The organism is Ramlibacter sp. bp-362 (assembly GCF_054956735.1).
On sequence record NZ_JBUDXE010000021.1, the window covers coordinates 25,261 to 40,107 of the forward strand.

Genomic DNA, 14,847 nt, shown 5'->3' on the forward strand with positions numbered 1-14,847 from the left:
CTCGAGCAGGCTCACGGCCGCTCCTCCTGGGCATAGGGCGCCAGCCGGTCGGCGGCGCGTTCGGCGGAGGCTTCGATCTCCACCATGCGCACCAGGTCCAGCAGGTTGAAGCGGCCGTCGTGGTGCCAGCCGGCTTCGGGCGAGGTCATCGCGCCCAGCGCCGCGATGCGCGTGACGCCGGCGCGGCCCAGCGCCTCGCCGAGCCGGAACAGCTCCTGCGGATCCGCGGCGATGCCCGCGGTCTGCAGGAAGGCGGCGTGCGGCGCGACGAGGGGAACGACCTCGTCCAGCGCGTCGACGGCGCACACGAGGATGGAGCGGCCGCCGGCCGTGGGCGCGAGGGGCCGGGGCGCGTCGCTGTAGGTCACGCTCCAGCCCGCATCGGCGCCGGCCAGCAGTTCGACGCGCTGGTCGGCCATCGCCTGCAGTTCCGCCGACTGGCGCCAGCCCGAAATTGCCGCGGCCTCCTCCAGCGCCAGCGCGCGGCGCGGGAAGCGATGCTGCAGGCTGGCCAGTTCCGCGGCGAGGTAGTGCGCGAAGCCGCGCGGATCCACCGCGCCGCCGCGCTGCACGAAGAACTGGTGCGGCGAGTAGCAGCCCTGCTGCTCGTAGCGGACGATGTCGTGCGCGGCCAGCCGCGCCGTGGCGCTCGCGCGCTGCGTGTCGAGCGCGGCCCGCGCGACGATGCCGAACCCGAGCTTGTGCCCGTAGCCGAGGAAGCGCGCCGTCACCGGCACTTGCCCGCGCACCTGCGCGATCGCTTCGTTGCCGCCATAGGCCAGCACCGTGTCGGCTTCGCCGAACACGGCGGCGGCGCTGGCCGCGTCACCGCCCTTCCACCAGGCGATGGCCAGACACTCCGCCAGCGGCGGATGCACTTCGGCGAGCAGCCGCGCGAACAGCGAGGCGAACACCGGCTCCGCGCTCGGCAGCTTGCCGATGCTGCCGGCCTTGACCAGCAGGCCGCAGGCCAGGCTCCACAGCGGCAGCGCCGGCACGTTGCCGGCCCAGCTGTGCACCAGCAGCTGCGGCCCGAAGGCGCGCACGAAGCCGCCCTTGGCGGCCGGCTGGAATTCGTCCAGCACCTTGGGATTGGCGAAGTCCTCGGCGACGAAGCGGTGCAGCTGCGGCGCGCGGAAGGACTGCAGGAAGCCATTGAGGCCCAGGCGCACCATCCCGGCGTCGTAGCCGCTCACGGCGGGCAGCAGGCGCTCGGCCTCCCGGCGGAACGGGTCGGCGGGATCGAGCAGGCGCGCGACGGCGGCGTCGAGGATCGCGATGACCTGCGACACGGAAAGGGCGTGCAGGTGGCGCGCGCTCGCTGCCTTCACGCGCCGCGCCAGCGCCTGCAGTTGCGCGGGCTGCAGCACCGGCACGCGCACCTGCACCGCCTGCGCGCCCGCGCCGAAGGAAAGCGACTGCCAGCCGACTTCCTCCGCGGGCAGGCCGGGCAGGTGGCCGGCGGTGAAGGTGAGGCTCATGCGCGCGCCGCCTGCAGGAATTCCTCGACGGCGAGGGAGCAGCCCTTGGCCTGCGCACCCTCGGCGCGCCCGAGCAGCAGGAAGCCGCCGGCGACGGCGACGCCGACGTCCTCGGTGAGGATGCTGGTGACGGAGTTGAAGTTCGCCAGGTCGCAGTGCACCAGCACGCCGCGCTCTCCGTGCGGCACCTCGCGCCCGTTCAGCGGGTCCACCAGGCGCGAACGGATCCAGTGCGGACCCGACTTCACCGAGGGCACGGCGGCGTTGCCGTCGTCGTAGAGCTGCGTGCTCAGCTCGGTCATGCCGTACATGTTGATGCAAAGCTCGCGGGGCACGCCGAATTGGCTGGCCAGGGCGGCGTAGAAGGCATCCAGCGGCAGTTCGCGCGAATGCCCCTTGTAGCCGCCGGTGTCGAGGATGCGGCTGCCGGGCGGCAGGCGGAAACTTTCGCCGCTGGCGGCGAGCGCATCGAGCAGGTGCACGAAGCTGTAGCTGGCACCCAGCAGCGCGCAGGGCTCGCCGCTGCGCTCGGCCTCGCCCAGCATCGCGCGCAGGCCCGCGAGGTCCATGCCCGATTGCGTGACGGTCCAGCGGCTCGCGTCTGTGCCGAAGTGGCGCACCGCAAGCGCCAGGTAATGGGCGAGCGAGGAGTTCGGCAGTTCCTCTTCCGGCGGGAACAGGATGGCCATGGGAAGGCGCTGCGCGTCCTGCATGAAGCGGCGGGCGAAGTTGCGCGTCATGGAGGCGTCGTACACGGCGAGGGTGGGGTGGTAGTGCCGCCCCTTGACGTCGCCGCGCGTGGTGCCGCTGGTCATGAACACGCGCTCGGCGCCGTCGGCGGGCGCGCAGCTGAGCGTCACTTCCTTGAAGGCGCTGATGGGCACGGCGGGGATGTCGCGCCAGCTGCGCACGCTGCGCGGCGTCGCGCCGCGCAGCTGGCAGAAGCGGCGGTAGGCGGCGTTGTTCGCGTGCTGCTCGGCGAAGAGGCGCAGCGCCAGCGCGTCGAATTCGGCGTCGCTGCAGCCGTCCTGGGCCAGGAAGGACAGCAGCGTGTCGACCAGGGCGGCGTTCATGGCAGCGGCTGCAGGCGCATCGCCTGCGGAGCGTGGCCGTGGTTGAGCGGGCCGCTGCCGGCGCCGGTGCGCACCGGGGCGCCGGCGGCGAGCGCGCCGCGCACGAACTCGCGCGCGTGCGCCACGGCCTCGTGCAGGTCGGCACCGAGCGCGAGGTGGCTGGCGATGGCGCTGGACAGGGTGCAGCCGGTGCCATGGGTGTTGTCGGTCGCGATGCGCGGCGCGCGCATCCACACCGGTGCGGCGCCGCGCGCGAGCAGCAGGTCGCTGACGGTGTCGCCGGGCAGGTGACCGCCCTTCAGCAACACGGCGGGCGCGCCGCGCTCGACCAGCTGGCGGGCGGCCGCTTCCATCTCGGCTTCGCTGGCGAGCGGCTGGCGCACCAGCAGCGCGGCCTCGTCGAGGTTGGGCGTGACGACGGTGGCGAGCGGGAACAGCTCGCGCACCAGCACCTCGATGGCCTCGTCGTCGATCAGCCTGGCGCCGCTGGTGGCGACCATCACCGGGTCGAGCACCACCTTGCGCAGGCCGTGGCGGCGCAGCGCGGACGCGACCGTGCGCACGGTCTCGGCGGAGTGGAGCATGCCGATCTTGACGGCGTCGACGCCGATGTCTTCCACCACCGCGTCGACCTGGTCGACCAGGGTCTGCAGCGGCACGGCATGGATGGAGCGCACGCCCAGCGTGTTCTGCGCCGTCAGCGCGGTGATCGCGGTCATGCCGAAGCAGCCGAGCGCGCTGAAGGTCTTGAGGTCGGCCTGGATGCCGGCGCCCCCGCCGGAATCCGAGCCGGCGATCGAGAGGACGCGGGGATAGCGGAAGGCGGCGGTGCGGTTCAAGGGGACTCCTTCGCGGGCGACAACAGGTGCTCCGAAGGCGTCGCCCCCGACCGCCGAGGGGGTCAGGGCTGCAGCTCTCCTTCCGCCGGTCTGAACCGGTTCAAGTTCACGGGTCTGGATCTCAGCACGCGTCGCGTACACCCCGGAGCTGCGGGGATTGTGACACAGGGCGGAATGCCGGAGGGCGGTGGGGTTCCTGCGTCACCCCCCTGCGGGAACCCGCGGTCCGCTGGACCTCAGGACGCGTGCAGCGCCAGGACCTTCTCCACACCGGGCTGCGACTCCATGCGGCGCATGTGGTCGGCGACCTTGGGGAAGCGCTGCACGTCGACGCCGTCGCCTTCGAGCCAGCGTGCCAGCGTGAACAGGTAGGCGTCGCTCGTGCTGTAGCGGTCGCCCAGCACCCAGGGGCCCTGCAGCATCTTCTCCTCGATCAGCGCGAAGCCCTCGGCCATGGTCTGCGGAACCTTCTTCTTCATCGCCTCGAGCGACGCCGTGTCCTCGGCATCCACCCAGCGATAGCCGCGCACCTTGTGGGCGTGGGCGATGTGCACGGTGGAACACATGTAGCTGTTGAACTCGTTCATCTTCGCCAGCAGGAACGCGTCGTCCAGCGGCGCGAGCCCCGCCTGCGGGAAGGACTGCGCGATGTACTGCAGCAGGGCCGGCGTCTCGGTGAGGACGCCGCGGTCGGTCACGAGCGCCGGCACGCGGCCCTTGGGGTTGACGCGCAGGTACTCGGGCGAGCGCTGCTGCTGCGCCTTGAAGTCCAGGCGCACGGCCTCGTAGGGCGCACCGGACTGCTCCAGGGCGATGTGGGAGGCAAGGGCACAGGTGCCGCGGGCGTAGTAGAAGGTCAGCATGCGCGGCATTGTGTGCGCCTTCGCGCCCGCGGTCCAGTCCGCGCCCTTACTGGATCGCGACGAGTTCGATGTCGAAGACCAGCGTCGCGTTGGGCGGGATCACGCCGCCGGCGCCGCGCGCGCCGTAGGCGAGTTCGGGCGGGCAGGTCACGCGCGCCTTGCCGCCGGGCCGCATCATCTGCACGGCCTCGGTCCAGCAGGGGATCACGCGGTTCAGCGCGAAGGTGGCGGGCTCGCCGCGCTTGTAGGAGCTGTCGAACTCGCGCCCGTCCGGGAAGGTGCCGCGGTAGTGCACCTTCACCGTGTCGGTCGCCTTGGGCGTGGGGCCGCTGCCGGCCTGGATGGACTGGAACACGATGCCGCTGGGCGTCGTGACGCGCGCGGTGCCGGTCAGCTTGCCGATGTCGGGGGCGCCGGCCGTGTTCGTGGCGGGCGGGCTGCTCGGTGGCGTGCAGGCGGCGAGGCAGGCCGCGCCGGCGACGGCCCAGGCGAAGGTCAGGAAGCGCATGGCGGAGGCGGTCGATGTTGCGATGCGGCGATTATTCCCGCATGGCGCGGCGCGCGGTGCCGGGCGCGCGGCGAGGCGGTTAGCAAACGCATCACGCCCGTGTCAAGCGATTTCCGGGGTGCGCCCGCGCAAGATATCCACCGCGACTGTGGACAAGGCATGGGATGAGCAGCCCCGCGCCCACGGCGCAGCAAGGCGCGGCGCGGCTTGCGCTGGACTGCTCAAGACTTGAGCACCTCCGCCGGACGGCGGATGCGGGCGCGCACGCGCAGCGGTCGGCAGGCGCTCACCCAGGAGGCGCCGCGCGGCAGCAACGCACGATCGCCGACAGCAGCACGTGCGGCTTCAGCGGCTTGGCCAGGTGCACGTCGAAGCCGGCGTCCATGCTTTTCTGCCGGTCCTCGGCGCGCGCGAAGGCGGTCAGCGCGATCACGGGCAGGCGCGGCGCGCCGCGTTCGTCCTGCAGGCGCCGCAGCTGGCGCGCCAGCTCGTAGCCGTCGCGTCCCGGCAGGCCGATGTCGCTCACCACCACGTCGGGCCAGGCCTGCTGCACCGCGCGCACCGCAGCGTCGCTGTCCGCCGCGGTGCGCACGCGCGCGCCGCGCTCGGCGAGCACCAGCGTCATCATCTCCAGCGCCTCGGGGTCGTCTTCCACCACGAGCACGTCGATTCCGTGCAAGGCCTCGAGCGTGCCGAACTCGGAGTCCGGTGCATCGGGCTCCGTCCGTTCGGCGGTGCCGTCGTCCTGCGCCTGCGCGGGCAGCGTGACCTCCATGCGCGTGCCCTGCCCCGCGCCGCCGCTGCTGGCGCTGACTTCGCCGCCGTGCAGGTCCACCAGGTGCTTCACGATGGAGAGCCCCAGCCCCAGGCCGCCGTGGCTGCGGTTGCCGGGGGCATCGCCCTGCGAGAAGCGCTCGAACAGATGCGGCAGGAACGCCGGCGCGATGCCCTGGCCGAAGTCCTGCACGAGCAGCTGCAGGCGGTCGCCCTGGCGGTGCAGGCTGACCTCGATGCGGCCGCCCTGGGGCGAGAACTTGATGGCGTTGGTCATCAGGTTCCAGACGATCTGCTGGAAGCGCCCCGGGTCCACCCAGGCCGGCGCGTGCGCGCCGGCGACGTCGGTGTCGACCTGGATGCGCTTGTCGTTGACCGAGGGCGCGAGCGCGTCGAGCGCGCTCGTCACCAGCTCCGCCGGATCGGCCCACTCGCGCGCCAGGCGCAGCTTGCCCGAGTTGATGCGCGAGACGTCCAGGATGTCGGAGATGATGCGCGCCTGCGTCTTCGCGTTGCGCTCGATCGCGTCGAGCCCGCGCGTCGCCTCGGGCGGCATGCCGCGGCGCTTGAGGATGTGCACCCAGCCGAGGATCGCGTTCAGCGGCGTTCGCAGCTCGTGCGAGAGCACGGCGATGAAGTCGTCCTTGCTGCGGTTGTGGCGCTCGGCGTCCTGGCGCGCGGCCTGCTCGCGTTCCAGCAGCTCGCGCATCTGTTCCTCGGCGAGCCGCGCCCGGATCAGCGCCTGCAGCGTGGCGACCAGCACGGCCGGTTCCACCGGGTGCACCAGGTAGCCGTCGGCGCCCGCGTTGAGGCCGGCGACGCGGTCCTCGTCGCGGATGTAGGCCGCGGACACGTGCACCACCGGCAGCAGCGCCGTGCCGGGGCGGGAGCGCAGCGTCCGGCAGACCTCGAAGCCGTCGATGTCCGGCAGGTGCACGTCCAGCACGACCGCCGACACGCCGCGGCCGGCGAGCGCGAGCGCCTCGGCGCCGGTGCCGGCCTCCTGCGTGCGGAAGCCCGCCGCGCGGATGACCCGCGCCGTGGTGTAGCGCGTCGCCGGGTTGTCGTCGACCACCAGCACGGAATGGGCGGAACGGTCGATCGTGGCGGTGATCACGTCCGCGTCGTTCACGGCGCCCTCGCACCCTCCAGCTCCCGCGGGAGGGTCAGGGAAAACACCGAGCCACGGCCCGGCTCGCTTTGCATGTGCACGCGGCCCCCGAGCAGCTTCGCGAGCTTGTTGCTCAGGGACAGGCCGAGGCCGGTGCCGCGGAAGCGCTTCTGCAGCGTGGAATGCACCTGCGAGAAGTCCTGGAAGATCGCCTCGTGGAACTCGGGCGCGATGCCGATGCCGGTGTCGGCCACGGAGAACGTGACCATGCCGTCGGCCTCCAGCGAAGCCGAGACGCGCACCTCGCCCTTGGGCGTGAACTTGAGCGCGTTGGAGATGAAGTTGCGCAGGATCTGCGACAGCTTGCGGTCGTCGGTGTAGAGCCGGGGCACGCCCTCCGGCTCCTCGAACACGAGGTTCACGTCGGGATTGGTCAGCACCGGCTTGAACATGCCGCGCAGGGCGGAGAACAGGTCGACCATCTCGAACCAGGCCGGCGAGATCTCCACCCGCCCGGCTTCCACCTTCGCGAGGTCGAGGAGGTCGTCGACCATCTCGGCGAATTCGGTGGCGTTCTGCTGGATGAAGCGGACCTGCCGCTCCTGTTCCTCGCTCAGCGGGCCGTCCACGCGGTCCAGCAGCAGGCGCGTGATGCTGCGGATGGAGCTGATGGGCGTGCGGAACTCGTGGCTCATGTAGGCGAGGAATCGGCTCTTCAGCTCGGTGGCCTGGCGCAGCTGGTCGGCCTGCGCGTCGAGTTCGGCGTAGAGGGCCAGCACGCCGCGGTTGGTCTCCTCCAGTTCGGCGCGCAAGGCCGTGGCCTCGCGGCGGCTCGCCTCGAGCGCCGCGGAAAGGTCTTCGCCAGCCGGGTCGGTTGCCATGTCAGTCCTTGCGTCGCAGCACGGCGACGGTCGCGTCGTCGCGCCTGCGGCTATGGTCGCGCACCAGCACCGCCGCCGCAAGCGTGGGATCACGCGCCAGCAGGGGCACCAGGCGCTCCGGCTTCCAGCGGCTCTCGATGCCATCGGTGAACACGACCAGCAGCGCATGGGGAGGCCAGGGGGTGGCGTATTCCTCCGGCGAGCGGATCGCGACCCCCGCGGTGCCGTGCTGGCAAAGCAAGGTGCGGTCGGACACGCCCGAGACGAGCCGCGCCATCACGTTGCCCGCGCCGGCGCTGCGCACCACGCCGGCGGCGGCGTCGGCCTGCAGCACCATGACGGCGGCGCCGCGGGTGCGGCGCAGCGCCTCGTGCGTGCGCGCCAGGATCTGCGCCGGCGCCGCGAGCGGCTCCTCGCGGAAGGTTTCCAGCGCGACCTGCGCCGCCTCCGCCGCGTCCGGGCCGTGCCCGAGGCCGTCGGCCACCATGATGGCGCTGCGCTCGCCGTCGAGCGCGAAGGCCCAGCCGTCACCGCAGACCGCCTCGCCCGGTGCGGCGAGCGACACGGCGCCGGCGCAGGCCGCATGGCCGTCGGCCAGGAATTCGCCTTCACCGACCCGGGCCACGACCACCGTGCCGCCCGGCACGCTGGACTGCAGGTCGAAGTGCTGCGCCAGGCGCCGCACGGCGCCGAAGCCGGTGCCGGCCGTCCCGCCGGTGGAGAAGCCGTCGGCGAGCGAGCGGTCGACGTCGGGAATGCCCGGGCCCTGGTCGGCGGCCACGACCTCGACTTCGCGCCGCTCGCGCCGCGCGGACAGCCACAGCCGACCCTTCTTGGCATGCCGCGCCAGGTTCGTCGCCAGTTCGGTGACGACGAGCGCGAGCCGGCCGGCGGCCAGCTCGCCCAGCCCGCACTGCCCGGCCAGTTGCGCCGCATGGCGCCGGGCCTCGCCGACGCGGCTCGCGTCCTCCATGGCGAAGGACGCGTGCACGGAGCCGAGGATCATTTCCACCGGGTGATGCTCACGCGCGTGCCCTGGCCGGGCGCCGACACCAGCGCGAACTCCTGCACCAGGCGCTTGCTGCCGGGCAAGCCCAGGCCCATGCCGTTGCCGGTGCTCCACCCGTCTGTGAGGGCGAGCTTCGTGTCGGCGATGCCCGGACCCTCGTCCTCGAAGTGCAGCCGCAGGCCGTTGCGCACGCCCTCCTGCAGCAGTTCCCAGCGCATGATGCCGCCGCGGCCGTGGACCACGGTGTTGCGCGACAGCTCGCTGGCGGCCGTGATCATCTTGGTCTGGTCGACGAGCGAGAACTTCAGCTGCTGCGTGAGCAGGCGGACCTTCTGGCGGCTGGCGACGATGTCTTCCTCGGTGCGCAGCGGCACGGAGCCGGTGGCGTCTTCAGCGGGCATGCGAGGACTCCCGGCCGCGGGCTTGCGCCAGCAGCTCCATGCCGCGTTCGACGTTCAGCGCGGTGCGCACGCCTTCCAGCGACAGGCCCAGTTCCACCAGCGTGATCGCCACCGCCGGCTGCATGCCGACGACGACGGTGGTGGCGTCCAGGATGCGGGAGATGCCCGAGATGCCGGCCAGCATGCGGCCGACGAAGGAGTCCACGATCTCCAGGGCGGAAATGTCGATCAGCACGCCCTTGGCGCCGGTCGCGGCGATCTTGTTGGCCAGGTCGTCCTGCAGGGCCAGCGCCATCTGGTCCTGCATGTCCAGCTGGATCGTCACCAGCAGGGTCTGGCCCATCTGCAGGATGGGGATGCGCACCATCGCCGGCTACCGGTTGCGGGTGATGGTGAAACCCTGCTGCTCCATCGCCAGCTGCAGCGCGTCGGCCAGCGTCGCCTTGGAGGCGATGCCCTGCAGCTCGATGCCCAGGTGCACCATGGTCTGCGCGATCTGCGGCCGGATGCCGCTGATGATGCATTCGGCGCCCATGAGGCGGATCGCGCTGACGGTCTTCAGCAGGTGCTGCGCCACCAGCGTGTCCACGGTGGGGACGCCGGTGATGTCGATGATGGCCAGCCGGGAGCCGGTCTCGACGATGCGCTGCAGCAGCGTCTCCATGACCACCTGCGTGCGGCCGGAGTCCAGCGTGCCGATCATGGGCACGGCCAGCACGCCCTCGAACAGCTTGATCACCGGCGTGGACAGCTCCAGCAGGTCCTGCTGCTGGCGGCGGATCAGGTCCTCGCGGGTTTCCTGGTAGGCGCTCACGGTCTGCTGCGCCATGCGGTCCACCAGCGTGGACACCAGCCACACGGTCGCCATCTGCTGCTCGGCCTTCACCTGGCGCTGGATCGCGGCGAACAGCGGCCGCTTGAAGGCCAGCACGAACACGCTGGTATCGCCGGCGGACTGGCCCTGGGCCGCGCGCGTGCGCGACAGGCCGTCCAGCGTCTGGCGCACGGAGGCCCAGGCCGGGCCCTGCAGCTTGTCGGGGTCGGCCCCCTCGGCCAGCGCGCCGCGCACGCCGCGCAGGATCTCCTCGGCCTCGCCGCGCATGGCGCGCCGGGCGGCGTCGGTGATGCGCGTGGAGGCGGCGCCCGCCTCCTGCAGCCACTCGCTCAGGATCTGTTCTTCGTTCTTCTCCAGGAGCTGGAGCAGGGCTTGGCTTTCTTGTGTCATGGGACGACGGCGGGGAAGGGGATGGCCATTATGGGTGTGCGGTCGAGCTGGAATCTGTAGGACAGATCCGACGCCCAGCTCAATGGAGGAGGGAGGGCAGCTCCGCCAGGTCGCCGAAGATCAGCGAGGCGCCCGCCGCGCGCAATGCGCCGGGCGCGTCGTGGCCGGCTTCGGGCGGGCTGTACCCGAACACCGTCGCGCCGGCGGCGACGCCGGCTGTCACGCCGGTCACCGTGTCCTCCACCACGGCGCACTGGTGGCCCGCCACGCGCAGCGTTTCCATGGCGGCCAGGTAGACGTCGGGGGCCGGCTTGGAGCGCGGCATCTCGTGGCCGCTGTAGATGCGTCCCTCGAAGTACGGGAGCAGCCCGCACTTCGCGAGCTGCATCTCCACCTTCCAGCGGTCGGCGCCCGAGCAGCACGCGATGCGGCCCTGGAAGCTTTCGCTGATACGCGCCACCGCCTCGACCGCGTTGCGGATCGGCTGCACGCCGGCCAGCAGCTGCTCGTTGCGGCGCTCGCGGAAGCGCACGAACCAGTCCTCCGTGAGCGGCTGGCCGGTGCGCGCCTCGATCAGCGCGCGTTCGTCCTTGACCGCCTTGCCGAGGAAGATGCGCATGCACTCGGCGCGTGAAAGCTGCCAGCCGAGCTCGGCGAGCATGTCGCGCAGCACGCCGTTGGTGATGCCTTCGCTGTCCACCAGCACGCCGTCGCAGTCGAACAGGACGGCGTCGAAGCGTGCCGTCATGCCGGCTTCTTGGCCTTGCGCTCTTCCAGCGTCTCGGTGGGGGCGCCCTGCTTCACCCATTCGGTGAAGCCGCCGTCGATGTGGGCGACGTTGGTCATGCCCATGTCCTGCAGGGTCTTGGCCGCGAGCGCGCTGCGCCAGCCGGCGCCGCAGAACAGCACGTATTCCTTGCTTTCGTCACCCAGAACCTTGCGGAAATAGGGCGAGCCGGGATCGAACCAGAACTCCAGCATGCCGCGCGGCGCGTGGTAGCTGCCGGGGACCGTGCCCTCGGCCTGCAGCTCGCGCACGTCGCGGATGTCCACCAGCTGCAGGTCCGGCGCGCCCAGGCGCGCGCGCACGTCCTCCACGCTGTACGTCTTCACCTGCGCCATCGCCTCGTCGACCAGCGCGCGGAAGCCCTTGGTGATTGCCATGTCGTCTCCTCTCGTGTGTCAGGCCAGCGCCCGGGTGATCAGGATCTTCTGCACGTCGGAGGTGCCCTCGTAGATCTGGCACACGCGCACGTCGCGCCAGATGCGCTCCACCGGGAAGTCGCTGACGTAACCATAACCGCCCAGCGTCTGGATGGCGGCGCTGCACACCCGCTCGGCGATTTCGCTGGCGAACAGCTTGGCCATCGCCGCTTCCTTCAGGCAGGGCCGGCCGGCGTCGCGCAGGGCGGCCGCGTGCCAGACCAGCTGGCGTGCCGCTTCCAGCTGCGTCGCGCAGTCGGCGAGGCGGAAGCCGACGGCCTGGTGCTCGAAGATGGGCTTGCCGAAGCTCTGGCGCTCCTTGGCATACTGCAGCGCGGATTCGAAGGCGCTGCGCGCCATGCCGACGCTCTGCGCCGCGATGCCGATGCGGCCGCCCTCGAGCGCCGACAGCGCGATGCGGTAGCCCTCGCCCTCCTCGCCGATGCGGTGGTCGGCGGGGATGCGGCAGTTCTCGAAATTGATCTGCGCCGTGTCGCTGGAATGCTGGCCCACCTTCTCCTCCAGCCGCGCGACGACGTAGCCGGGGGTGTCGGTGGGGACCAGGAAGGCGCTCATGCCGCGCTTCCCGGCGCCCTTGTCGGTGACGGCGATCACGATGGCCAATTGCCCGTTCTGCCCGCTGGTGATGAACTGCTTGACGCCGTCGATCACGTAGTGGTCGCCCTCGCGCCGGGCCGTCGTGCGCAGCGCCGAGGCGTCGCTCCCCACGTGCGGCTCGGTCAGGCAGAAGGCGCCGAGCAGCTCGCCGCGGGCCAGGCGCGTGAGCCACTTCTCCTTCTGCGCCTCGCTGCCGTAGCGCATCAGGATCGCGTTGACCGGGCAGTTGGTCACGCTGATCGCCGTGCTGGTGCCGCCGTCGCCGGCCGCGATCTCCTCCAGCACGAGCGCGAGCGTCAGGTAGTCGAGCCCGGCGCCGCCGTACTGTTCCGGCACGCAGATGCCGTAGGCGCCGAGCGCCGCGAGCCCCTGGTGCGCCTCGCGCGGGAAGGTGTGCTCGCGGTCCCAGCGCGCCGCGTGGGGCCACAGCTGCTCGCGCGCGAAGTCGCGCACCGCGTCGCGGATCATTTCCTGGTCGGGGGTCAGAAGCATGGGTCGGGGTTCACCAGCCCTTGAAGGGCGTGCCGTCGTAGTCGAGGAAGGCCACGTGGCGGTGCTTGTACGCGAGCTGCAGGGTGCGGCGCATCCACTCCACGCTCGCATCCACCGTGAGCGGCGCGTCGGCGCCGCCCATGTCGGTCTGCACCCAGCCCGGGCTGAGAACGACGAACGTCGCATGGGGGTAGTCCGGCTGCGCCGCGGCCACGGTCATGTTCAGGGCGGCTTTGCTCGCGCGGTACACCCAGCTGTAGCTGGACTCGACGCCGGCGATGTGGCCCATCTGGCTGCCGATGAAGGCGAACTTGCCGCGCGCCGCCTCCACCAGTGGCGCGACCAACGGGATGGCCTGCATCGCACCCCAGACGTTCGTTCGCATGACGCGGTCGAAGTCGTCGCGCGAGGGCGGCGCGGTGGCGCCCCCGCGGGACATGACGCCGGCGACGTAGATCGCCAGGTCGAGCTTCTCGCCATCGAGCTGCCAGCCCAGGCCGCTGATGCTGGCGGGGTCGGTCACGTCCAGCTTGAGCGCCTGCGCGCCGAGTTCCTCGATGCGCTCCAGGCCCCCGGCGTCGCGCGCCGTCGCGATCACGGCGTCGCCCGCCGCGCGGTATTGCCGCACGAACTCCAGGCCGATGCCGCGCGAGGCGCCGAGGACGAGGACCTTCAAAGCATTTCCAGCGCCACCGCCGTGCCTTCGCCGCCGCCGATGCACAGGGTGGCGATGCCGCGCTTGCCGCCGCGCGCCTTCAGCGCGTGCAGCAGCGTGACCATGATGCGGGCGCCGGACGCGCCGATCGGGTGGCCCAGGGCGCAGGCGCCGCCGTTGACGTTGACGATGTCGTGCGAGACCTTCAGCTCCTCCATCAGCGCCATCGGCACGACAGCGAAGGCCTCGTTGACCTCCCACAGGTCCACGTCGGAGACCTTCCAGCCGGTCCTGGCCAGCAGCTTCTGCGTGGCGCCGACCGGGGCGGTGGTGAACCACTCGGGCTCCTGCGCGTGGGTGGCATGGCCCACGATGCGCGCCAGCGGCTTCAGGCCCAGGCGCTTGGCGGCGCTCTCGGTCATCATCACCAGCGCCGCGGCGCCGTCGTTGATCGAGGAGCTGGAGGCGGCGGTGATCGTGCCGTCCTTCTTGAACGCGGGCCGCAGCTGGGAGATCTTGTCCAGCTTGACCTTGCCCGGGCCCTCGTCGATGGCGACCACGCGCTCGCCGGCGCGTTCCTTCACCGTGACCGGCGTGATCTCGGTGGCGAAGGCGCCGGACTCGGTGGCCTTCTTGGCGCGCTGCACGGAGGCGGTGGCGAAGGCGTCCTGCGCCTCGCGCGAGAACTTGTACTTGGCGGCGCAGTCCTCGCCGAACGTGCCCATCGCGCGGCCCGGCTCGTAGGCGTCCTCCAGGCCGTCCAGCATCATGTGGTCGTACACCTTGTCGTGGCCCATGCGGTAGCCGCCGCGGCCCTTGAGCAGCAGGTAGGGCGCGTTGGTCATGCTCTCCATGCCGCCGGCCACCATGACCTCGTGCGTGCCCGCGAGCAGCATGTCGTGCGCGAACATGGCGGCCTTCATGCCGGAGCCGCACATCTTCGACAGCGTGACGGCGCCGGCGCTCTTGGGCAGCCCCGCCTTGAACGCCGCCTGGCGCGCGGGCGCCTGGCCCTGGCCCGCCATCAGGCAGTTGCCGAACAGCACCTCGCCGACGGCGTCGGCCGGGATGCCGGCGCGCTGCACCGCGGCCTGGATGGCCGCGCCGCCGAGGTCGTGCGCGGCGAGGGTCGAGAAGTCGCCCTGGAAGCTGCCCATGGGGGTGCGGGCGGCGCCGACGATGACGATGGATTCAGCCATGGTGTTCACTCCTTAGTACGTGGTCTGGATGGCGATGGCGCCGCGCTCCTCCTCGGCGATGCGGCGGATGTAGTCCTGGAATGCGGGGTCTTCCCCGCGCAGCAGGTGCGGCAGGGCGTTGTGGAAATCCTCGCGCCGGCACCATTCCCGCATGTAGTCGTCCCAGCTGTTCCAGCGCCGCGCCTCGGTCTCGCCCATCCGGGGATGGTAGGCGACCAGGTAGGCACGCTCGAACAGCGAGACCAGCATATCGAAAATCACCAACATGCGCTCCTTCTGCTCCGGGCTGGGATCGACCAGGGGCTCGTGGCTGCGCAGTTGCAGGTCGGGGTTGGCGAGCACCACCTTGAGGAATTCGTTGTACGCGTTGGAAAGCAGCTGGTAGGCCTCTTCCTCCTCGTTGTTGCGCTCCTTGCGCTGCTCCCAGGCGAAGAACAGGATGGCGACCGGCAGGCCCAGGGTGGTGACGATGAAGCTGGACACCTCCCACAGGTCACGCCATTCCTGCGACATGG

17 protein-coding genes and 1 riboswitch are annotated in these 14,847 nt (G+C 71.4%); all 17 genes read right to left on the minus strand.

The genetic code is table 11. The features are described from left to right. Positions 1-11: 11 nt before the first annotated feature. On the minus strand, positions 12-1,481 hold the full coding sequence (locus tag ACY0MJ_RS20600; protein ID WP_462640421.1) for an acyl-CoA reductase: 1,470 nt from the start codon (positions 1,479-1,481) through the stop codon (positions 12-14). Further along, complete coding sequence (locus ACY0MJ_RS20605) at positions 1,478-2,554, minus strand: LuxE/PaaK family acyltransferase (protein ID WP_462640422.1); 1,077 nt, start codon at positions 2,552-2,554, stop codon at positions 1,478-1,480. The genes ACY0MJ_RS20600 and ACY0MJ_RS20605 overlap by 4 nt, the downstream gene beginning before the upstream one ends. Further along, the gene (gene thiD / locus ACY0MJ_RS20610; protein WP_462640423.1) at positions 2,551-3,393 is read right to left on the minus strand and encodes a bifunctional hydroxymethylpyrimidine kinase/phosphomethylpyrimidine kinase; all 843 of its coding nucleotides are present in this window, start codon (positions 3,391-3,393) and stop codon (positions 2,551-2,553) included. Before thiD ends, ACY0MJ_RS20605 begins: the two co-directional genes overlap by 4 nt. Positions 3,394-3,453: 60 nt before the next feature. After that, positions 3,454-3,548: riboswitch (TPP riboswitch) on the minus strand. An 81-nt stretch (positions 3,549-3,629) separates the two neighbouring features. Next, positions 3,630-4,256 (minus strand): glutathione S-transferase family protein, encoded by a 627-nt coding sequence (locus tag ACY0MJ_RS20615; RefSeq protein ID WP_462640424.1) that lies wholly within the window; start codon positions 4,254-4,256, stop codon positions 3,630-3,632. Positions 4,257-4,302: 46 nt separating this feature from the next. Next, positions 4,303-4,764: an FKBP-type peptidyl-prolyl cis-trans isomerase gene (locus tag ACY0MJ_RS20620; protein WP_462640425.1), complete on the minus strand. Its 462-nt coding sequence runs from the start codon at positions 4,762-4,764 to the stop codon at positions 4,303-4,305. Between the two features lie 286 nt (positions 4,765-5,050). Next, entirely contained in the window at positions 5,051-6,670 is a 1,620-nt protein-coding gene (locus tag ACY0MJ_RS20625) for an ATP-binding response regulator (RefSeq protein WP_462640426.1), read from the minus strand. Next, complete coding sequence (locus ACY0MJ_RS20630; RefSeq protein WP_462640427.1) at positions 6,667-7,530, minus strand: sensor histidine kinase; 864 nt, start codon at positions 7,528-7,530, stop codon at positions 6,667-6,669. Before ACY0MJ_RS20630 ends, ACY0MJ_RS20625 begins: the two co-directional genes overlap by 4 nt. A gap of 1 nt (position 7,531) precedes the next feature. After that, on the minus strand, positions 7,532-8,536 hold the full coding sequence (locus ACY0MJ_RS20635) for an ATP-binding protein (protein ID WP_462640458.1): 1,005 nt from the start codon (positions 8,534-8,536) through the stop codon (positions 7,532-7,534). After that, positions 8,533-8,940, minus strand: coding sequence for an anti-sigma regulatory factor (locus ACY0MJ_RS20640; protein WP_462640428.1), 408 nt, complete (start codon positions 8,938-8,940; stop codon positions 8,533-8,535). The genes ACY0MJ_RS20635 and ACY0MJ_RS20640 overlap by 4 nt, the downstream gene beginning before the upstream one ends. Beyond that, positions 8,930-9,307 carry an STAS domain-containing protein gene (locus tag ACY0MJ_RS20645; RefSeq protein ID WP_462640430.1) on the minus strand — a complete coding sequence of 126 codons (378 nt, stop codon included), beginning with the start codon at positions 9,305-9,307 and terminating at the stop codon, positions 8,930-8,932. Before ACY0MJ_RS20645 ends, ACY0MJ_RS20640 begins: the two co-directional genes overlap by 11 nt. A 6-nt stretch (positions 9,308-9,313) precedes the next feature. Next, positions 9,314-10,165: an STAS domain-containing protein gene (locus tag ACY0MJ_RS20650; protein WP_462640431.1), complete on the minus strand. Its 852-nt coding sequence runs from the start codon at positions 10,163-10,165 to the stop codon at positions 9,314-9,316. A 79-nt stretch (positions 10,166-10,244) separates the two neighbouring features. Continuing rightward, a complete protein-coding gene (locus tag ACY0MJ_RS20655; protein ID WP_462640432.1) occupies positions 10,245-10,913 on the minus strand; it encodes an HAD family hydrolase in 669 nt (222 codons plus the stop codon). Further along, positions 10,910-11,329, minus strand: coding sequence for a rhodanese-like domain-containing protein (locus tag ACY0MJ_RS20660; protein ID WP_462640433.1), 420 nt, complete (start codon positions 11,327-11,329; stop codon positions 10,910-10,912). Before ACY0MJ_RS20660 ends, ACY0MJ_RS20655 begins: the two co-directional genes overlap by 4 nt. Before the next feature lie 18 nt (positions 11,330-11,347). Further along, positions 11,348-12,478, minus strand: coding sequence for an acyl-CoA dehydrogenase family protein (locus ACY0MJ_RS20665; RefSeq protein ID WP_462640434.1), 1,131 nt, complete (start codon positions 12,476-12,478; stop codon positions 11,348-11,350). 10 nt (positions 12,479-12,488) lie between these two features. Further along, on the minus strand, positions 12,489-13,154 hold the full coding sequence (locus tag ACY0MJ_RS20670) for an SDR family oxidoreductase (RefSeq protein WP_462640435.1): 666 nt from the start codon (positions 13,152-13,154) through the stop codon (positions 12,489-12,491). Beyond that, positions 13,151-14,332, minus strand: coding sequence for an acetyl-CoA C-acyltransferase (locus tag ACY0MJ_RS20675; RefSeq protein ID WP_462640436.1), 1,182 nt, complete (start codon positions 14,330-14,332; stop codon positions 13,151-13,153). The genes ACY0MJ_RS20670 and ACY0MJ_RS20675 overlap by 4 nt, the downstream gene beginning before the upstream one ends. Before the next feature lie 12 nt (positions 14,333-14,344). Further along, entirely contained in the window at positions 14,345-14,845 is a 501-nt protein-coding gene (locus ACY0MJ_RS20680; RefSeq protein WP_462640437.1) for a hypothetical protein, read from the minus strand. Positions 14,846-14,847 lie beyond the last annotated feature (2 nt).